This is a genomic window from Exiguobacterium sp. s70 (assembly GCF_018618315.1).
In the GTDB taxonomy this organism is placed as follows: Bacteria; Bacillota; Bacilli; order Exiguobacteriales; family Exiguobacteriaceae; genus Exiguobacterium; species Exiguobacterium chiriqhucha.
The window spans coordinates 24,643-43,647 of the sequence record NZ_JACSLV010000005.1 but is presented as its reverse complement, the minus strand read 5'-3'; the positions used below and the strand labels follow the sequence as shown (position 1 = coordinate 43,647).

The following is a 19,005-nucleotide window of genomic DNA, read 5'->3' as shown; positions in this document are numbered from 1 at the left end:
CACTCTCCCTACGGTCTGCCGCTTGTACGCGCAGTTGAAAAACGATTAAAGAATCGTTCCGTAGATAGCGCTCCATGGCATTTCATCCATGGCAGTGTAGGCGTTATTCACGACTACCCCAGCCTTCGTTCGTACGCATGCGAACGTCGACTTCGGCGAAATTCCCCTTTCGGCTCGATCCGGAATGCGTCCGTGTCGATCAAGCGTACTCATGTCATTCGCAACCTCTATCTGTCAGTTGTTAGTTTTAGTTATAACAAATGCATCCCGGCTTGCCAACCTTTTTTTAGAAAAAAGGAAAATTTCTAAAAACAATCACCATGTCTTCTTCATCATCCGATGCGGGATGTCCGCGTCTAAAAATTCGTCACCGTACGCCTCATATCCGAGACGCTCATAGAAAGGGAGTGCCGTCAGTTGAGCGCCAAGTTTGAGCTCATGTAACTCGCTCGTCCGGGCGACGGACTCGATAGCGAGCATAACCTCTTTCGCATACCCGTTGCCGCGCGCCGAAGCGAGTGTGGCGACCCGCTCGACTTTCCCGACCGCGTCACCGATTGGACGCAGACGCGCCGTCGTCACCGGCTCACCGTCCACTGTCCCGACGAAATGGATGCAGGCTGGGTCAAGCTCATCATATTCGATTTCAGGGGCGATGCCTTGCTCGTGAATAAACACTGTCGCCCGCACAACCCGTGCCTGTTCAATCAGTTCTGCTTCCGTGCCGTGCTCAATCTTCAACATGATACCATCCCTTCCTGAAGCCGTTTCACGATTTCTGCCGTCGCGCGTTCCAACTCGATGACCGATTCGAATCGGGCCTGGGCTTGTTTATGACTGCCGCCACCGCGACCGATGCCGAGGTCGTCGAGCGTCCGTTTTAAGAATTTACCGATGGCGATGTCATGTGTCCCGTCATGCATGAGCCATAGCTTTTGACCCGTATGATTGGCTCCAACAGCGATTCGGCCCGTCGCGGCGATGCGTTCGACGATGGTCGTCGTCAACGTCTCCGCTTCCGTCTTACCGATATGGGTGATGACGTAATTGTCTTCCTGCAAAAAGGCAGCGACTTTCGCTTTCGCGACGCGCGCCTCGAGCGCCTTCACTTCCTTGTCCCGCTCGAGACGAAGATTTCGTTCCTCGAGGACACGGGCAGCGACCGTCTCGTTCGTCGTCGATAACGTTTGGTGAATCGTCCGCAACGCCGTCCGTGACGAATGGATGGCGGACAAGGCCCGGTGACCGGCAACATACGTCAAACGAACGTTCCCACGAACTTTCTTCATCGAGGTCACATGGACGATTCCAAGTTGGCCGGTCGTCTCGACATGTGTCCCACCGCACGCGTTGTAATCGAGTCCCTCAATGTCGACGATCCGGATCATCCCGGTGCGATCGGTCGGTTTGCGTAACCGATCGACCTCGACCTCTGCGGACGCGAGTTCGTACGTGGAGACGGGACGGTTCTCAAAGATGATGCGTTGCACGTCTCGTTCCAACGACTCGATTTGAGTCCAATCGAGCGTCTCTGTCTCGATTTCAAGCGACGACTCCTCTTGTCCGATGCCGAAGCTGAGCGTCTGAATGCCGTATTCGTCTTCCAATAAAGCTGTCAAAACGTGCTGAGCCGTGTGTTGAATCGAGTGGTCGTGACGGATCGCTTCATCGACTATGCCGGTCACGAACGTCCCACGTTCGAGCCCCGGTTCGACTAAATGCCAGACGACCTCCTCGACCCGTTGCACATCGAGAACGGGTTGTCCGTCGAGTGTTCCGACGTCCGGAGGTTGGCCCCCGCCTTCCGCATAAAATAATGTGGATTCAAGCGCGACCCACGTCCCGCGCACATCGGTGCGGACGTCGGTCACCGTCGTTTCAAATTGCCATGGCTTCATCTTGATCGCCGCCTTTTCTGTAGGATATGTTCAGACAACTAGTCTAATTTGGTCTATAATAAGAAACACTTACTTTAGCAGTCAGGAGCGATATGCATGTTACAGATTGATAAACAATCACCGCTACCTATTTATTATCAAATCGAAGCCTATTTAAAGCAACAAATAGATGCCGGCGAGCTTCAACCCGGAGAATCCATCCCATCCGAACGGGAGTTTTCCGAGCGCTATAACGTGAGCCGGATGACGGTCCGCCAAGCGATCACAAACTTGGTCAACGCCGGTTATTTGAGCCGTCAAAAAGGCCGAGGCACGTTCGTCGCCAACAAGAAAATCACGATGGCCTTGTCCGGATTGACAAGTTTCTCAGAAGAAATCAAACATCGGGGCATGCGTCCGTTTAGCCGCCTGTTGTCGTTCCAGACGATTTCAGCCCCGGCCAAAATCGCCCAAAAATTGAGCGTCGCGCTCGACACGCCCGTCTATGAGATGCGACGTCTCCGTCTCGCCGATGAGAACGTGCTCGCCCTCGAGACGGCATACATCCCGGTCGCCTTACTACCGAACTTGACCGAGACAGATGCCGTCGGTTCGATTTACGAGTTCGCCGAGCAGTCAGGGCTCCGGTTGAAGAATGCGACCCAAACCCTCGAGGCGAGGAGCGCGGGACCGGAGGAAGCAAAGCTGTTGACGATTTCTCCGAACGCCCCTGTGCTCTTAATCGACCAACGGACGTATCTCGAGAACGGGGACATGTTCGAATATAGCCGTTCCTTGTTCCGCGGCGACGCCTACTCGTTCACCGTTGCGATGGAACGCACATAAAAAATGGTTTGCCGCAGACGGCAAACCATTTTTTTATTGTGCTTCATACGTGATTCCGGCCGGGTCGTACATATACGTCTCAAGCTCGGTATCGGTCATCGGCTCGACTTCATTCCCGGCATCGGCCTGTTGGACGCGATAACGAACTTCTTCGAGCAACGGCTCGTTCAAGAAGTAATAGAAATGACCGTCGACACCGCGGGCCCCTTCACCGGTCAACTGATATTGAACCGTGTTGTTGAGGGCGCCGACATCCTCGATTAAACGCATATAGTCGTTCGGACCGAGCGTCGTCTGCATGTTGTCCCCGACTGCTTTCAACACTTTGTCGTAGTTGTTGATGAGCGACGTGCCGAGCGCTTGGTCAAGGACGGCATTGATGACTTCCATCTGACGCTGTCCGCGACCGATGTCTCCACGCGGGTCGTCATAGCGGTTACGGACGTAAGCGAGTGCCTCTTCGCCCGATAACTGCTGAAGCCCTGCTTCGACTTGGACGACTTCTCGTGAGGCGTCGTAACTCTTCTGTTCAGACGAGAACGGGACGTCGATTTCGACCCCGCCGACGGCATCGATGAAGTCGACGAACCCTTGGAAGTTGAGGGAGACGACGTGGTCGATGTCGATGCCGACCAAGTCTTCAATCGTGTTCGTCGCCATCCGCATACCGTTGTTCGGGTTCGATTCATCCATCGACCCGAAGTAATAGGCGTGCGTGATTTTGTCTTGATCGAGACCCGTCTTACCGTACGGGATATTGAAGCCCGTATAGTCGATGTTGACGTACGAGTCACGCGGGATGCTGAGCATCGTCGTCTGTTTGTTTTTCTTGTTCAGAATGACGACAATCATGACGTCAGACCGACCATACTCGCCGCGCGCTTTCTTCTGCGGGGACAAGTCCGTCCCGAGCACGAGGAAGCTCTCGGTATCCTCTTTATCAAATCGAGTCGGTTCGATAGTCGGATCATCCTCAAGCGTCACTTGAGTACCTGACAGCATGTTATGCGCTTTATAAAAAGCCGTTCCATACATGCTTGAGCCAACGATGACGGCAATCAATACAAGGGCGCTGAACAGCTTATAAAACGCAGACGGGCCTTTGCGCCGTCTACGAGCTTGGGTTCTTGAATTCATGAGTTTCTCCTTCGCGATCGAATGATATGAGCTTCACCTATTATAGAGGAAACCTCGACTTTTGTCGAAAACGTTTTGATTACAAATCCATTTCCATACAATTTCCCACAGTTAACGAGAAAAAAACCTGGAGACAAGTGTCTCCAGGTCATCAAGCTCGGATCGAAAAGAATCGGTCGGCCGCTTCACTGCCACGCGCCTGTAACACATCGCTACAAGCCGAGGCCGCCTCGGCATCGAGCACGATGGTCACACTTGGATGCGCCTGTAAGATGGAAGCCGGCCAGTCAATCGTCGGCACGCTCTCAATCATGTGATGCACCGCTTCGGCTTTACGGGTACCGGTCGCGACGAGGACGATCTCGCGTGCGTTCATAATCGTATCGAGTCCCATCGTGATGGCCTGCGTCGGCACGTCTTCGATTGAATCGAAGAAACGGCGGTTCGCTTCACGCGTCGACTCGGTCAGTTCGGTCACATGCGTCTTCGCATCGAGCGCGGTACCCGGCTCATTGAAGGCGATATGTCCGTTCTCTCCGATGCCTAGCAATTGCAGGTCGACACCAATCGAGCGGACGAGCTGTTCATAGCGAGCCGCTTCCGCTTCCGGGTCGGCCGCGTCACCGTGAGGCAGATGGCTCTGTTTGAATGGGATGTCATTGAACAGCTTCTCTTCCATGAAGTGATGATAGCTTTGCGGATGACTCGGCGCGAGCCCGATATACTCATCAAGATTAACGCTCGTCACATGACTGCAGTCGAGCCGATCTCGTTTGAACATCTGATACATCCCGACCGGTGTACTGCCCGTCGCGAGTCCGAGCACGAAATCGCGCTTCCCGGCGACCCGTTCCTTGATGAGTGTATATGCGATTTCTTCTGCGTCCGTCGGTGTGTTCGCCACTAATATGTTCATTGCATGTCCTCCTTCGAATAACTGACCTGTCCTTGATGAATCGTCGTCACGACCGTCATCGCGTCATCCCAAATGACGAGATCCGCGTCGAAGCCAGGCGCGATGGCCCCTTTGTTCGTCAAACCGAACTCACGCGCTTGGTTCGCCGACGTCATCTTCACCGCTTCTTGCACCGTGCATCCCGTGTATAACAGCATGTTGCGGAACGCCGCGTCCATCGTCAAGACGCTGCCGGCCAAGTTCCCGGCTTCGAGTCGAGCCGCCCCGCCTTCGACGATGACCGGTTGACCCCCGAGTTCATAACGGCCGTCCGGAAGACCTTTGGCGCGCATCGCATCCGTAATGACGACGAGACCGTCTGCCCCTTTCATGCGATAGGCGAAGTCGACCATCTCGTGACGGCTGTGAATCCCGTCTGGAATGATTTCAACCATGACGTCCCGCTCCAACAGACAATAGCCGACCGTTCCCGGCTCCCGATGATGAATCCCTCGCATCTGATTGTATAAGTGCGTGCCATGCTTGACGTTCGCTTCCTTGTTCTCGGCAAACGTGGCGTTCGTGTGTCCGGTCGATCCGATTGCACCGGTTTCACCCATCACCTGTTCAAGCTCACGTGCTCCCGGACGTTCCGGCGCATACGTGACGAGGCGAATGTGACCGCCCGCTTCCTGTTGCCATGTGCGGAATTGACTTGCATCGGGATCGATAATATATTCGGCCGGCTGTGCCCCCGCATTGTCGACGTTGACGAACGGTCCCTCTAGATGGATGCCGACGAGTGACGTGTCTCCCGCCTCGATGACAGTCCGGGCTGCTTGCAACGCCTTCGTAATGGCAGTCGGTGACTGTGTAATCGTCGTCGCAAAATAAGACGTCACACCTTCAGCGAGCATCGAACGGCTGAGATGACGTAGTCGATCCACGTCCGCATCCATCGTATCGACGTCGTAACCGCCATGGATGTGGACGTCAATCATGCCTGACGTCACGAGTGCCCCACGAACGTCAATCTCTTTATCTGTTCCTGCCTGATAGTCCTCCATCGCACCGACGCTCACAATCGTCTTGCCATCGAATTGGATATAGCCTCGTTCCCACGTTTCGTCCCCCGAAACGATGTGTGCATTGATGATCACCATAATCGGTCATCCACCTTTCTTCAAGTAGCTTCATCGTTATCATATCAAAAACCAGTATAGTTGTATAGACCAATATTACTAACTAACAAACTCGATTTCCCCAGTTCTTTGCCCATCCTGTTTCCCCCTCAAACAACAAAAAGGCTGACGCCGTAGCGTCAACCTGTCTCGGTTAGGATGTTTCGTTCGTAATCGGTTGGGCCTCATACCGTTTGACGATATGAATGAGACGCATGACCAGCAACACGGCTCCGGCCGCTAGACCCGCAATCAAACCAATCCAATAGCCGTCCGGTCCGAAACCGAACTGTTCGGCAAGCGCATAGCCGAGCGGGAGGCCGATGACCCAATAGGCGATGAGCGACAAGATGAGCGTCACGTTGACGTCCTTGAACCCGCGTAAAATCCCTTGAATCGGGGCGGCGACCGCATCCGATAATTGGAAGAAGACCGCAAAAATCATGAAGTGGGCCGCGAGTTCCACGACGGCCGCATCGTTCGTATAGATGGCCGCAACCCGTTCATTTTGCCAAAACAGAAGCGCTCCCGAGAATGATGACACACCGAGACAAAGGACGATACCGATTTTGGCATAGCGTACGGCATCCTTCAGCCTCCGGGCCCCGAGCTCATAGCCGACGACAATCGTCAGCGCGCTCGACGCGGACAACGGCAACATATAGACAAATGAAGCGAAGTTGATGGCCGCTTGGTGGGCCGCGACGATATTGTCTCCATATTCACTCAAGAGCAACGTCACCGCCGCAAAGATGCTCACTTCCGCAAAAATGGCGAGCCCGATCGGTGTCCCGAGCTTGAGCAGTTCTTTCTGTCTCGGCCAGAAGATACGCTCCACTGAGCGCAAGAAACGATATTCAAGGAAAGGCTTGCCGTTCCGGACAAACGCGAACGCCATAAAGAAGAGCAACCAATATGTGATGGCCGAGGCGATTCCCGCCCCGACACCGCCATAGGCCGGGACGCCGAGTTTTCCAAAGATGAAGATGTAATTTAATCCGACGTTAATGGGTAACCCTAATAGTATAAGTAGCATCGAGATTCGCGTTTTGCCGAGCGAGTCCATGAGCGTGCGTAGCACGTTGAACAAGAACATCGGCAACACCCCGAATCCGAGTGCGAGCAAATACCCTTTGGCAATCCGTTTCCCTTCCTCACTCAGTCCCATGCCGTCGACAGCCGTCGGGACGAGCCAAAAGCCGAGCACGAGCGTCGCGATGCTCAGACCGATCGCTAAGTATACGCCTTGGTACAGCGTCCGTTGAATCTGCTGGATATTGCGGGCCCCGAGCGCCTGGGCGACGATTGGGGCGACAGCGAGCAGAATCCCGCTCAATCCCGTATACACCGGCATCCATAAACTCGACCCGACCCCGACACCCGCCAAATCGACGGCGCCGGCTCGGCCCGACATGACTGTGTCAAAAAAGCTGATTAAGTAAAAGGACACTTGTGTCACCAAAATCGGGAAGAAGATGGTGAAGAACAGTTTGATTTTTTCATTTAGTGAATGTGTTTGATACATGGGCAACCTCATCTCATTTCAGAAAGGAAAAATTAGAATGAATCAACGGAATGCGGAAAAATTAAAATATGAGCTGTTAGAGACGTGGAACACGTTCAATCATTATATGACCGAGGCGCTCACGTTTCAAAACAGTGAAGATATCCACCAAGCCCGGGTCCATCTACGCAAGCTATTGACGTTCATGCAACTGTATGACACGAAGCCTTCGACGTATCGTCAATTGAAACAGTTGATGGAGGCGCTCGGTGCGGTGCGTGACGGAGACGTCCTGCTTGAAGGGCTCGCCGTCGAGACCGAGCTCGATCAAGCTTTTGTTGAGCATGTCGAAACACAACGGGCCAAGGACCGCACGCTGTTGAAAGCGCGTGTGACCGAAAAAATGACGCCTTCGCTTGACCAGCAAGTCCGTCGCTTCATTGGCGGGCAGCTGTTCCGCGCCTTTCGCAAACAAGACGCGGCGGTGTTTCTCGATAAAGCCAAAGCCGACCGCAAGCGGCGCATCGCGACCCATCACGCAGCGACGAAACGGAACGACCGGCTCGATACCCTCCACAAAGTCCGGCTCGCCGTGAAGCGGGAGCGCTATTTGAATGAGTACTTATTGAACTATGAGCCGAGCGCCTCAAAAGACCAAGTTCAAAAACTGAAGCGGCTCCAGACCGAACTTGGTGATATGAATGACCGGCATCAGCTGTTGTTGCGCTGGACCGATTTCACGCCGCCCGCCGCCTTGACCGACGACTATAAAGAAGTCGTCCAGAAGCTGCACACCCGACTCGACGAATCGGTCGACGCCATCAAGCTTTAGCGCGACGTGTAGCGTTCGACGAGCAGTTCAAGCAACTTCATCCCGGCAATCGAGTTCCCTTTTGAATCAAGGGCAGGCCCAAAAATACCAAAGCCGACATCACTCAATCCGAGCTCGTGTTTGCCGGTCGCGAGAATCGCACCCGACACCCCGCTCTTTCCAGGCAGGCCGACACGGACGGCAAATTCACCCGATGCGTCGTACATGCCGCACGTCGTCATGATGGCTTTGACGATACGGACGACGCGACGCGGAATCAATTCCTCGCCTGTGACCGGGTCTTCGCCGTTACCGGATAGAATCCGGCCGATGCGAGCCAAGTCAAAACAATCGATTTCGATGGCACACTGTTTCGTATACACATCGATAATCTCATCGACATCGCCCTCGACGATTCCGTGATGGCGCATGAAATAGAGCAAGGCCCGGTTCAAGTCGGTCGTCTCGTATTCCGAGCGAGCGACTTTTTCGTTATACGTGACTTCCTCGACCGGGACATCGAGCAACGTCGCCAAAAATTGACGGAACTGATAGATTTTCAGCTCCGCCGTGTCCCCTAAAATCATGCTCGTGACCGCGAGCGCCCCGGCGTTAATCATCGGATTGAGCGGTTTCGATGGCACCGTCTCTTCAAGTTTGGCAATCGAGTTGAACGCATCCCCCGTCGGTTCCATGCCGACTTTCGAGAACACGTAATCTTCCCCGAACTCCATCAAGACGTAACAGAGCGTCAACGCCTTTGACACGCTTTGAATCGTGAACTTATGATGGACGTCCCCCGCATGAATATAAGAACCATCAGGTAGGCAAATCGCCACGCCGAGCAAATCATCTTGTACATGCGCGAGCTCCGGAATATAGTCGGCGACTTTTCCTTGTGCTGTGTACGGACGACACTCGTCGACCAAATGCGCCAACTGCTGTTCCAATACGTTCATCCAATCACCCCATGTCCGATAGTTTTTACCCGGGTCATCTTAACATATTTGAAGACGGTTAACCATCAAGTGGACCGTCTTCCTTATCCGGCTTATACCATTCCTCGTCGGCCCATATGACCGATGGGCTGTCCTCGTCACCTTCGAGCTTCTCACCATGCCGATTCATCGAGACGATGAACGCGATAATACCGACCACGACGACCGCCGCCGTTATCCCGAACCAAACCATAAGTGGTCCTCCTTCCAATCGTGACGAATTTGTCTAGAACCGTGTGAGACTTATCCTATGTCTACGTCAACATTCTCGGTACCGTTAGTAGGAATACTACATAGAAATGGGTGAATGGATTGAACAAGATTGCAATCATCGGTGGAGGGATTACCGGCATGGCCGCCGCGTATTATGCGAAACAGGCGGGAGCGCATGTCACATTGTATGAAGCAAGTGACCGGATTGGCGGAAAAATCAAGACCGTTTATCGAGACGGCTTCGTCTTAGAATGCGGGCCGGACGGATATATGGCCCGTAAGCCGACATTGACCGAGCTGATCACCGAACTTGGGCTTGACGACGATCTCGTCCGGTCGATGACCGGGACCTCGTACATTTACGTCCGGAACCGACTGCGACAGATGCCCGCAGGTTCGGTTATGGGCATCCCGACCAAGTTCTGGCCGATGGTCAAGACGGATCTGTTCACGTGGCGCGGCAAGTTTCGGGCCGGTATGGACCTCGTGTTGCCCCGCGTCTATGCGGGATCAGATATCTCGCTCGATACGTTCTTTCGGGCCCGGCTCGGGTCGGAAGTCGTCGAGGCGATGATCGAACCGCTCCTGTCTGGGATTTACAATGGTACGCTCGACGATATGAGCATCGAGTCTACTTTCCCTCAGTTTATCACGATTGAACAAAAAACACGCAGCCTGATTCTCGGTATGAAAGCATTGACACCTCCTGTCCAAGCCGGTGTCAAACCGCGCGAGGCCGGTAAATTTTTATCGCTCGGTCAAGGGCTTGGTGTCTTGATCGAGGCGCTCCGTCCATCGATTGATCGCCTCTGTCTCGGGACACGGGTCGCGGCAGTCCGGCCCCATGAAGTGGTGCTCGAGGACGGAACGGTCGAGTCGTTTGACGGCATCGTGTTAGCCACCTCGCCGAACGCGCTCGGCCCGCTCCTCGGTCTCCCGGAAGCGGAACGGTTGTCGTCATTGAAACGCACGTCTTCCATCACCGTGCTCGCAGCGTTCGAGAAAGCAGACGTCGAGGCACTCGACGGGACGGGTTACGTCATCGCCAAAGGCGAAGGCAACGCCTTGACCGCTTGTAGCTGGATGCATAAGAAATGGCCGCATATGGCACCCGAAAACAAGGCGCTGTTACGCGTCTACATCGGCTCCGCGTTCGTTCCCGACCTGTTGACGGAATCCGACGAAACGATTGCCGACTTCGCGCTCCGTGAGCTTCGGAAAATTCAACACGTCGGTAACGCGATCTTCACGAGAGTCGAGCGTCACGTCGACACGATGCCGCAGTATGAGGTCGGCCATAAACAATACGTGCGCGCGTTCGAGGAAACATTGTCCTCCCTCGACGGCGTCGAAGCTTGTGGGGCGATTTTACACGGCGTCGGTCTCCCCGACTGCGTCGACTCGGCCAAACAAGCCGTCACCCGCATCATGGCAAGACAGGTGGTGTCCGTATGAAACGAATCGACTACAACGAGAATCCGTTCATCGTCATTTGGGAAGTGACACGCGCCTGTGCACTGTCATGCGTCCATTGCCGGGCCGAGGCTCAGTTCCATCGTTATCCGGGTGAACTCGACACCGCCCAAGGTAAGGCGCTCATCCGCGACATTCATGCGATGGACAACCCGATTCTTGTCTTCACAGGTGGCGACCCGCTCATGCGCGAAGACTTGTTCGAGTTGACGGAATACGCCGCCTCGCTCGGAATGCGCGTATCGATGACCCCATCGGCAACGCCACGCGTGACCCATGACGCCGTCAAACGGGCGAAAGATGCCGGATTGACGCGTTGGGCGTTCTCGCTCGACGGTCCGGACGCCAAGTCACACGACTATTTCCGGGGTACCCGCGGCAGTTTCGAACGGACGTTGCGCGGCATCTCTTATTTCCGGGAAGAAGGCATGTCATTCCAAATCAATACGACGGTCACGGAATATAACGTCGATCAACTCCCGGACATCGCCAAACTCGTCGGTGAACTCGGTGTGTCGGTGTGGACGCTGTTCTTCCTCGTGCCGACCGGCCGCGGGTCGCTCCTGCAGCCCATCTCCCCAGAACGGCATGAAAAAGTACTCCGCTGGGCGTTCGCTTTGCAAGAACACGTCCCATTCATCATCTCGACGACCGAAGCCCAGTTTTATCGGCGCATCGCCCGGCAAGAGAACTTGAAACGAAAACAAGTTGGATTGTCGCTAATCGGCCATCCGCATGACGATCTCGCCAAGGCACCCCGCGGCACGAATGACGGGAACGGTTTCGTGTTCATCTCGCATACGGGCGACGTGCAGCCGTCCGGTTTCTTACCGATTACGTGCGGCAACGTGAAACAAACACCGCTCGCCGAGATTTACCGGCACCACCCGGTTTTTAAATCACTACGCGATCCCGATACCCACCACGGAAAATGCGGCTACTGCGAGTATCGTTACGTATGCGGCGGCTCGCGGGCTCGCGCTTATGCCGTCACCGGCGACTATAAGGCCGAAGAACCGTACTGCATCTATCAACCTACACCTATCTCATAAACAAAGAGCGCCGGCATCAGCCAGCGCTCTTTCAATGTTTAATGCGTCACCGTCGCGGGACGAAGCGTCAACTCGTCGTTCTCGACATCGATGACGACCGTCTGGCCGTCCTCGATATCTCCGGCGAGAATGCTACGGGCAAGTTTCGTCTCAATCGTCCGTTGTACGTACCGGTTGATCGGACGGGCCCCGAACTGTGGCTCATACGCCTCGTCGGCGATGAACACTTTCGCAGCATCCGTGATCTCGATTTGAATCGAGCGCGCCGTCAAGCGACTACCCATGCGCGCGACCGCTTTCTCGACGATTTGGCCGATTTGAGCCCGCGTGAGCGGATGGAACAAAATCGTCTCATCGACCCGGTTCAAAAACTCGGGACGGAAGTGGCGGCGGAGCCGCTCGATGACTTGGCGTTCTTCCGCCTCATCGATGACACCATCTTTCGCCGCTTCGAGCAAGATGTCGGCCCCGATGTTCGATGTCATGATGACGATTGTGTTTTTGAAGTCGACGACACGTCCGTGCGAATCGGTCAAGCGACCATCATCGAGCAGTTGCAGCAAGATGTTGAACACATCGGCGTGCGCTTTCTCGACCTCATCGAGCAGGAGCACCGAGTACGGGTTGCGGCGGACTGCTTCCGTCAACTGACCGCCCTCTTCATAGCCGATATAACCTGGAGGAGCCCCGACGAGACGCGACACGGCGTGTTTCTCCATATACTCGCTCATGTCGAGACGTACGATATGGTCTTCCGAGTCGAACATCGCCTCGGCGAGCGCTTTCCCGAGTTCGGTCTTCCCGACACCCGTCGGTCCGAGGAACAAAAACGAGCCGATCGGACGGTTCGGATCTTTAATGCCGGCTCGAGCCCGAATGACGGCATCACTGACGAGGCGAATCGCATCGTCTTGTCCGAAGACACGTTGATGGAGCACCGTCTCGAGGTTGAGCAACTTGTCTCGCTCTCCTTCGGTCAATTTCGTCACGGGGATCCCCGTCCATTTCGAGACGACCTCGGCGATCTCTTCCTCGGTCACTTCTTCGCGGACGAGTTCACGTGTCACCGAACCGGCGAGCCGTTCCGCTTCCGCGAGTTCACGCTCGAGTTCCGGGATACGGCCATATTTGAGCTCGGAGGCCCGGTTCAAATCGTAGCGGCTCTCAGCTTCTTGCAGTTCGAGCTTCACTTTTTCCAGGTCGCCACGGATGTGTTGCACGCGATGCGTCGACTCTTTCTCGTTCTCCCAACGGAGTCGGAGCGCGTCCGACTGTTCGCGAATCGAGGCGAGTTCTTGTTGCAGCGCATCGAGTCGTTTCTTCGAGGCGTCATCACTTTCTTTCTTCAAGGCCGCCTCCTCAATCTCGAGTTGCATGACGCGGCGTACGAGTTCATCGAGTTCGGCCGGCATCGATTCCATCTCCGTCCGAATCATCGCACACGACTCATCGACGAGATCAATCGCCTTGTCCGGCATGAACCGGTCGGTGATGTAGCGGTTCGATAAGACGGCCGCTGCGACGAGCGCGTTGTCATGAATGCGGACACCGTGGTGAATCTCGAAGCGTTCTTTCAAACCGCGCAAAATCGACACCGTGTCTTCGACGTCCGGTTCGTCGACGAGCACTTGTTGGAAACGGCGCTCAAGTGCCGGGTCCTTCTCGATATATTGGCGATACTCATCGAGTGTCGTCGCGCCGATGCAGTGGAGTTCGCCGCGGGCGAGCATCGGTTTGAGCATGTTCCCGGCATCCATCGCCCCTTCGGACTTGCCGGCCCCGACAATCGTATGCAGTTCGTCAATGAAGAGGATGATTTTCCCTTCCGCTTCTTTCACTTCGTTCAAGACAGCTTGGAGCCGCTCTTCGAACTCACCGCGATATTTGGCCCCGGCGACGAGCGAACTCATATCGAGGCTGAAAATCGTCTTATCTTTCAAGCTTTCCGGAACGTCACCGCGAACGATGCGTTGGGCGAGCCCTTCGACGATCGCCGTCTTCCCGACACCCGGTTCTCCGATTAAGACCGGATTGTTTTTCGTCTTCCGGCTCAAGATGCGGATGACGCGCCGAATCTCGCTATCACGCCCGATGACGGGATCGATTTTGCCGGTCTTCACTTCTTGAATCAAGTCGCGGCCATACTTCGTCAAGACGTCATACGTCGCTTCCGGCGACTTCGACGTGATGCGCCGATTTCCGCGGACGGCGACGAGCGCCTCGCGTAGTTTCTCTTCGGTCACACCTTTGCGCTCGAGCATGCTTTGCGCTTGGCTCTTATTCATAATGATGCCGAGCAGGACGTGCTCGACCGAGACGTACTCGTCACTCATACCGGTCGCTTCCCGCTCCGCCGTCGTCAACACGTTCAACAGCGAGGCCGAAATCATCGGCGTCGTCGGCGTTTGAAGCTTCGGTGCGTTCTTGAGTGCCATCGCGACCTCGGCCTCAATCTCGGCGACGCTCAGCTCCATTTTTTGCAGTAGGAGCGGCGCGATGCCGTCCGTTTGTGAAATCATCGATGCCAAGACGTGCCATTCGTTCATCTCGCTATGGTGGTACTGTTTCGCAAGTGCCTGCGAACTGACGATGCCTTCATGTGCTTTATCGGTAAATCGATTGAAATCCATTCTGCTTCCTCCTTAGGCTCAACGTTCGAGTTGTTCGTAAACAGATCGGTGGCCGGCGTCTAGCGGCAAGTCGACTTCGAGTTGGACGAAGAGATCCGACCGGACTTTCGAGGCGGTCATGAACCCGCGCCCTGGGATGCGCATCCGTTGACCCGGGCGTGACCCCGGTTTCACTTTCAGTTTGACCCGGCCACCATCTAATGTCGCCACGACGACTTCTGTGCCGTCGAGGAAAGCGAGCGGGCGCAACCGTTTGACGGTAATGACGTTCGCTCCTTCTCGACGGTACGTATCATCATCCGTGAAATGCAGCTCAACGTACACGTCGCCGCGGTCACCCGCTTGTCCGACCTTGCTGCTTTTGCCTTTGAGCCGTAACTTTTGCCCTTCGTGGGCGCCTTGCGGGATTTTCACGTTGACCGTTCCCGTCTGGAGACGCAGACTCACTTTGGAATCAGACGTCAATTGACTGAGTGGGACGTTGACACGGACCGTCTCATCGAGGTCTTCTTCGACCGCTTGATTAAAGAAGCTACCAAACATGTCCTCGAACCCGAACGTCCGCGACGTCGTCCGTGACCCGCCGCCAAACTGGCGGAACAAGTCTTCGAACTGGGCCGATCCTTCCCCATATCCGTCGCCGCTGTAAGTCCCTCCGCCGAACGTCGGTCCTTCTGGACTGCCATAGCGGTCATAGTTCGCTTTCTTATCGGGATCGCTCAGCACATCGAACGCTTCTTGGATTGCTTTGAACTTGTCCTGCGCGCCCGAGTCTTTGTTCACATCCGGATGGTATTGTTTTGCCAGTTTTCGATATGCTCGCTTAATGTCTTGGTCGGACGCCTCTTTCGGCACGCCAAGGACGTCATAATAGTTTTTTGCCATCTCGTTTCACCTCACCTATTTCTTTCCCGATTCTGTTAAGTCTATTCTACCGATTTGGTCAAAGAAGGTCAAAGAATTTCCTCGTTACTTAGCATACGAAAAAAAGAAGGCATTCGTTTCATCACGATGCCTTCTTACGATTAGAAATATACTCTCGGACTGTCCATGCCTTCTTCGAACACGATGGTCACTTCTTGTTGGCCACCGAGTGAGGTGACGTTGATGCGGACCGGTACGTTCCGGTTGTACTCCCACCGGTTCTCGAGCAGACCGACGACGTGCTGGGTGAACCCGACGAGCTCGGCCCGGCTATAAAACTGGATGGGGATGTCGATTTCGATTCGTGACAACTCTCCGTTTTGATAGAAGCCTTTTCCAATCATTCCGCTGAAATCCGGGAACACATCGGCAATCCGGTCACTGAAGAGGGAGAACTTTTGGGCATCGTCGCGCACTTCGGTCGTCGCCGTGACGGACGGGAAGTAATAATAGGTCTCATCGATGGCGGTCCAGTCGTTCGCCGCCACTTCATTGGCTGAGCCGACGAATGCCGATTTGATATAGTTCCCTGGTGTCGGTGAACCTTGCGGGGCTTTCATATACAACGCGACGTTGATATCGAGGTCTTTAAAGTCCTCACGTTTCCGCAACTGGGCGACGAGTTCATTCGCCATGCGTTCTCCTTCAGCGATGACTTTCTTCTCGTCCAACTTTTCCGTATAGGTCGGACCGAAGTTCGGCGCCTGGAACACGTACTCTTGATTCAAAATCAAGGCGAACGACACACCGCCGAGTTGATACCCACTATCCGTTTTCGTCATATAGTTTTGTTCGACGAGCGATGCCAAATAGAGTGGCGACTTTTTGTTCTCTTCGACGAACTGCTCCTCGGCCACTTCGGCCGTGCCGTTCGCATACGCCGGGTTGAGCGGAACGAGACCTTCTGACGTTTTGTCTTTACGGCCAAGCAGACGCGATACATCTTCACTCGTCAATAGCTGTCCTTCTTGATAGGCGTACTTCTCCGGATCGAACGCGCCGGTCGAATGGCGCATGAGGCCGAGCTCCACTTCTTCGAGCTCGAGCGATGAGCTGACTTGACGTTGCGCCAGTCCTCGGGCCGCAGCTGGTTTAAACGGAATGACCATCTGGTAATATGAATCACGCGCTTGAATCGCTTGAGTGACCCCTTCGGCTGCCGTCTCTTCGCCTGTCGGTGTGACTTCTTCTTCCCCCATCGGGATTTTCATAGAGCATCCGCCGAGAAAAACCGTCGCGGCGAGAGCTGGGATGAGCATCTGTTTCCATTTCATCTATGTCTGAACTCCTTTAATGATTCGTTTCGTTACACTTCGTCCATTATAACAAAATCATCCGTTGAAAAAAGTGTCGAAGCGGAATCAGTGCCAATTCACAGCAAAACACCCTTCAACTCGAGTTGAAGGGTGTCCACGTCATGCTTTCGGAGATGGGCGACGTCGATGCGTCAAGAACAAGAGACCGAGCACGATCAAGACGAGTCCGAGTACCGTTCCCCACGTTTTTGTCGTGCCGGTCATCGGAAGGGTCGCTTGGTCTGGCGTCACCGGAGTCGTTGGTTCCGGCACATAAACCGATTCATCTTGGTCATCACGGTTATCGTTGCCCGGTTTTGGAAGGTTTTGCTTCACGTGCACGGTCGCCTCGACCGTCCGCGACACGCGCGCCTCACGATTGACTTCGAACGTGAACGTCGTCCGGTTCGTGAGCACTGCGCCGGCCCGCACATCATAAGATGGCAAGAGTACTTTCTCCACCTCGAGTACGACCTCTTCGCCGGGGATTAATCCGTTCTCGACTTCGGCCAGAGCACGCATGCCGTCTCGGAGCGTCTCGGTCGTCTCGCGCTGTTCTTTGGTCGTCAACGCCCCGCTCGTCCATTCGTCGATGACGTCGACGAAGTACAAGGTGACGTTCGACGTGTTCGTGATTGTATACGTATAGCGAATCGCCTCACCTGGATGCACCGTTTCGGGACGCGCCGTCTTCGTGACGGTGAAGTCAGCTTGATTCAATAAGACGATTTGTTGGCTCTCGGCATCGATGACTCGACCGTAAGCATCGGTCGCAGCGACGCGGAACACGTTCCCGATTTCAGGAGCGCTCGTCCGATCGTAATCGGTTGGAATCAATAAGTTGACGGTCGCCTCGACTCGTTCCCCAGCGAGAAGCCCATCATCGCCGACGAGTGCCAATAAGCGCTCGCGGACGTTTGCATTGAACGTGTCGACCGTCTTGCCGTCGATGTCGCCGCTAAAGAACTCATCTTCGATGGATGTAATCGTGAGCGCCGTCTCGCCTGTGTTCTCGATAACGAACGTATATGGAATCATCCCACCGACGACGGCTTGGTCGATGTTTGCCTCTTTCCCGACCTCAAGGCCAATCGTCTCGTTCGGTACGACCGTGACATTCGCCTCCGTACAAGTTGCCGGAACGGTCTCGTCTTCAACACCGATACAGAACGTATTCGTCACAACGGTCTCACTCGTCACGTCTGGTGCGAACGTATCGAACTGAATCGTCGTCGTTCCGACCGGTATCGTCGGGAACGTCCAATCAAAGGCAGGCGGTCCGCTCACGGTCGTTGGAGCGACCGAGCCTTCCGGACCGAGCACTTCGACCGAATCCGCGACGACGGTCAACGCTTCGGGCACCATGTCGGTCACAGATAAGTTCTCAATCGGAGCGCCCGTCACATCGATAACGAGCCGATACGTCACCAAATCTCCGCCTAACACACGTTCAATCGGCCCATCGGCACCAAGCACCAATTGATCGATGGCAACTGCTGGACTAGCGGAAGGTGCGGCCACTTCTTCTGTGACAGGTTCCTCTGGTGAGGGCTCCGGTTCAACGAGCGGGGGCTCGACCGGTATGTCGACGTCCGGAATCGTCTCCGTCCCGTCACCACCCGGTTCGATCGACTCGCCTGCAAGCTCCTCCATCTGAAACGCATAGACGGCGCCCGGAAATGAATAAGGAACACCGGCACTGTCATACAAGGTGACTTGATCGATTGTCGTCACGTCGACCTCAGTCGCGTCAATCATGAACCGCCAAATCGTTGACGTCTCACGTGCCCCGTAATACGTGACGTCCGCGTAAATCAAACTCGCGTCATCGTACGCTTCGATTTCTTCAGGGCTCAAATCAATTTGTGCATAAATTGGCGTAGGTGTCATTGTCGCGTTCGCGTAACTTCCATTCGGTGCCCACATGCTGATCAATACGAGGACGAATGTGATGAGTGCGATGAAACGTCGGTTGGTGCGTTGCATGATGGTCCCCTCCTCTAAGGTGTGACGAACGTCTGCGATGACACGCTCCGGCACGGGAGAGGGATGGAGGATGAGTGTGCGCGAGTCGTGGTGTAAGGTCTTGGTGTCGAAAAGTATTTGTAGATACTAATCATTACCCGTCCCATGAGGGAACGAATCTGCTCGAAAACGGAAACGTTTGAA

Annotated in this window: 16 protein-coding genes and 1 riboswitch; of the genes, 4 read left to right on the top strand and 12 right to left on the bottom strand. The window is 54.8% G+C overall.

Annotated features, from left to right (window positions below; genetic code table 11):
- Window positions 1-57: 57 nt before the first annotated feature.
- A riboswitch (Lysine riboswitch) is annotated at window positions 58-238 on the bottom strand.
- A 77-nt stretch (window positions 239-315) separates the two neighbouring features.
- Both KNP84_RS11665 and KNP84_RS11660 read right to left on the bottom strand, forming a co-directional pair.
- Window positions 316-744 (bottom strand): GNAT family N-acetyltransferase, encoded by a 429-nt coding sequence (locus KNP84_RS11665; RefSeq protein WP_021065225.1) that lies wholly within the window; start codon window positions 742-744, stop codon window positions 316-318.
- Window positions 738-1,898, bottom strand: coding sequence for an alanyl-tRNA editing protein (locus tag KNP84_RS11660; protein ID WP_215114843.1), 1,161 nt, complete (start codon window positions 1,896-1,898; stop codon window positions 738-740). The genes KNP84_RS11665 and KNP84_RS11660 overlap by 7 nt, the downstream gene beginning before the upstream one ends.
- 96 nt (window positions 1,899-1,994) lie before the next feature.
- Between KNP84_RS11660 and KNP84_RS11655 the strand changes: the two genes are divergently transcribed.
- Complete coding sequence (locus KNP84_RS11655) at window positions 1,995-2,723, top strand: GntR family transcriptional regulator (RefSeq protein WP_029596096.1); 729 nt, start codon at window positions 1,995-1,997, stop codon at window positions 2,721-2,723.
- 33 nt (window positions 2,724-2,756) lie between these two features.
- On the opposite strand, the gene KNP84_RS11650 is transcribed toward KNP84_RS11655, so the two are convergent.
- The 4 genes from KNP84_RS11650 to KNP84_RS11635 form a co-directional block, all read right to left on the bottom strand.
- Complete coding sequence (locus tag KNP84_RS11650; RefSeq protein WP_021065222.1) at window positions 2,757-3,860, bottom strand: LCP family protein; 1,104 nt, start codon at window positions 3,858-3,860, stop codon at window positions 2,757-2,759.
- Between the two features lie 151 nt (window positions 3,861-4,011).
- Entirely contained in the window at window positions 4,012-4,776 is a 765-nt protein-coding gene (gene nagB / locus KNP84_RS11645) for a glucosamine-6-phosphate deaminase (RefSeq protein WP_058765690.1), read from the bottom strand.
- On the bottom strand, window positions 4,773-5,918 hold the full coding sequence (gene nagA, locus KNP84_RS11640) for an N-acetylglucosamine-6-phosphate deacetylase (protein WP_215114842.1): 1,146 nt from the start codon (window positions 5,916-5,918) through the stop codon (window positions 4,773-4,775). Before nagA ends, nagB begins: the two co-directional genes overlap by 4 nt.
- 172 nt (window positions 5,919-6,090) lie before the next feature.
- Window positions 6,091-7,461: an MATE family efflux transporter gene (locus tag KNP84_RS11635; RefSeq protein WP_029596101.1), complete on the bottom strand. Its 1,371-nt coding sequence runs from the start codon at window positions 7,459-7,461 to the stop codon at window positions 6,091-6,093.
- 37 nt (window positions 7,462-7,498) lie between these two features.
- Here KNP84_RS11635 and KNP84_RS11630 point away from each other — a divergent pair, with 37 nt between their 5' ends.
- The gene (locus KNP84_RS11630; protein ID WP_021065218.1) at window positions 7,499-8,272 is read left to right on the top strand and encodes a CHAD domain-containing protein; all 774 of its coding nucleotides are present in this window, start codon (window positions 7,499-7,501) and stop codon (window positions 8,270-8,272) included.
- Here the strand turns inward: KNP84_RS11630 and glsA are convergent.
- Both glsA and KNP84_RS11620 read right to left on the bottom strand, forming a co-directional pair.
- Entirely contained in the window at window positions 8,269-9,210 is a 942-nt protein-coding gene (glsA, locus tag KNP84_RS11625; protein WP_021065217.1) for a glutaminase A, read from the bottom strand. The two genes, KNP84_RS11630 and glsA, sit on opposite strands and share 4 nt — an antisense overlap.
- 58 nt (window positions 9,211-9,268) lie before the next feature.
- Complete coding sequence (locus KNP84_RS11620) at window positions 9,269-9,442, bottom strand: hypothetical protein (protein WP_021065216.1); 174 nt, start codon at window positions 9,440-9,442, stop codon at window positions 9,269-9,271.
- Window positions 9,443-9,552: 110 nt separating this feature from the next.
- Here KNP84_RS11620 and hemG point away from each other — a divergent pair, with 110 nt between their 5' ends.
- Together hemG and KNP84_RS11610 are read left to right on the top strand one after the other, a co-directional pair.
- Entirely contained in the window at window positions 9,553-10,917 is a 1,365-nt protein-coding gene (gene hemG / locus KNP84_RS11615) for a protoporphyrinogen oxidase (protein ID WP_215114841.1), read from the top strand.
- A complete protein-coding gene (locus KNP84_RS11610) occupies window positions 10,914-11,987 on the top strand; it encodes a TIGR04053 family radical SAM/SPASM domain-containing protein (protein WP_215114840.1) in 1,074 nt (357 codons plus the stop codon). The genes hemG and KNP84_RS11610 overlap by 4 nt, the downstream gene beginning before the upstream one ends.
- Window positions 11,988-12,025: 38 nt before the next feature.
- On the opposite strand, the gene clpB is transcribed toward KNP84_RS11610, so the two are convergent.
- The 4 genes from clpB to KNP84_RS11590 form a co-directional block, all read right to left on the bottom strand.
- Window positions 12,026-14,617, bottom strand: coding sequence for an ATP-dependent chaperone ClpB (clpB, locus tag KNP84_RS11605; protein ID WP_058765687.1), 2,592 nt, complete (start codon window positions 14,615-14,617; stop codon window positions 12,026-12,028).
- Between the two features lie 18 nt (window positions 14,618-14,635).
- Window positions 14,636-15,502, bottom strand: a complete 867-nt coding sequence (locus tag KNP84_RS11600) for a DnaJ C-terminal domain-containing protein (protein ID WP_021065212.1) — start codon at window positions 15,500-15,502, stop codon at window positions 14,636-14,638.
- Between the two features lie 140 nt (window positions 15,503-15,642).
- Window positions 15,643-16,815 carry a CamS family sex pheromone protein gene (locus KNP84_RS11595; protein WP_058765686.1) on the bottom strand — a complete coding sequence of 391 codons (1,173 nt, stop codon included), beginning with the start codon at window positions 16,813-16,815 and terminating at the stop codon, window positions 15,643-15,645.
- A gap of 141 nt (window positions 16,816-16,956) precedes the next feature.
- Entirely contained in the window at window positions 16,957-18,822 is a 1,866-nt protein-coding gene (locus tag KNP84_RS11590; protein ID WP_215114839.1) for a DUF7507 domain-containing protein, read from the bottom strand.
- Between the last annotated feature and the right edge of the window lie 183 nt (window positions 18,823-19,005).

Bases quoted from the DNA above. Each gene is read 5' to 3' on its own strand.
- KNP84_RS11665 (WP_021065225.1), bottom strand. From the start codon at position 744: ATGTTGAAGATTGAGCACGGCACGGAAGCAGAACTGATTGAACAGGCA.
- KNP84_RS11660 (WP_215114843.1), bottom strand. From the start codon at position 1,898: ATGAAGCCATGGCAATTTGAAACGACGGTGACCGACGTCCGCACCGAT.
- KNP84_RS11655 (WP_029596096.1), top strand. From the start codon at position 1,995: ATGTTACAGATTGATAAACAATCACCGCTACCTATTTATTATCAAATC.
- KNP84_RS11650 (WP_021065222.1), bottom strand. From the start codon at position 3,860: ATGAATTCAAGAACCCAAGCTCGTAGACGGCGCAAAGGCCCGTCTGCG.
- nagB (WP_058765690.1), bottom strand. From the start codon at position 4,776: ATGAACATATTAGTGGCGAACACACCGACGGACGCAGAAGAAATCGCA.
- nagA (WP_215114842.1), bottom strand. From the start codon at position 5,918: ATGGTGATCATCAATGCACACATCGTTTCGGGGGACGAAACGTGGGAA.
- KNP84_RS11635 (WP_029596101.1), bottom strand. From the start codon at position 7,461: ATGTATCAAACACATTCACTAAATGAAAAAATCAAACTGTTCTTCACC.
- KNP84_RS11630 (WP_021065218.1), top strand. From the start codon at position 7,499: ATGAATCAACGGAATGCGGAAAAATTAAAATATGAGCTGTTAGAGACG.
- glsA (WP_021065217.1), bottom strand. From the start codon at position 9,210: ATGAACGTATTGGAACAGCAGTTGGCGCATTTGGTCGACGAGTGTCGT.
- KNP84_RS11620 (WP_021065216.1), bottom strand. From the start codon at position 9,442: ATGGTTTGGTTCGGGATAACGGCGGCGGTCGTCGTGGTCGGTATTATC.
- KNP84_RS11610 (WP_215114840.1), top strand. From the start codon at position 10,914: ATGAAACGAATCGACTACAACGAGAATCCGTTCATCGTCATTTGGGAA.
- clpB (WP_058765687.1), bottom strand. From the start codon at position 14,617: ATGGATTTCAATCGATTTACCGATAAAGCACATGAAGGCATCGTCAGT.
- KNP84_RS11600 (WP_021065212.1), bottom strand. From the start codon at position 15,502: ATGGCAAAAAACTATTATGACGTCCTTGGCGTGCCGAAAGAGGCGTCC.
- KNP84_RS11595 (WP_058765686.1), bottom strand. From the start codon at position 16,815: ATGAAATGGAAACAGATGCTCATCCCAGCTCTCGCCGCGACGGTTTTT.
- KNP84_RS11590 (WP_215114839.1), bottom strand. From the start codon at position 18,822: ATGCAACGCACCAACCGACGTTTCATCGCACTCATCACATTCGTCCTC.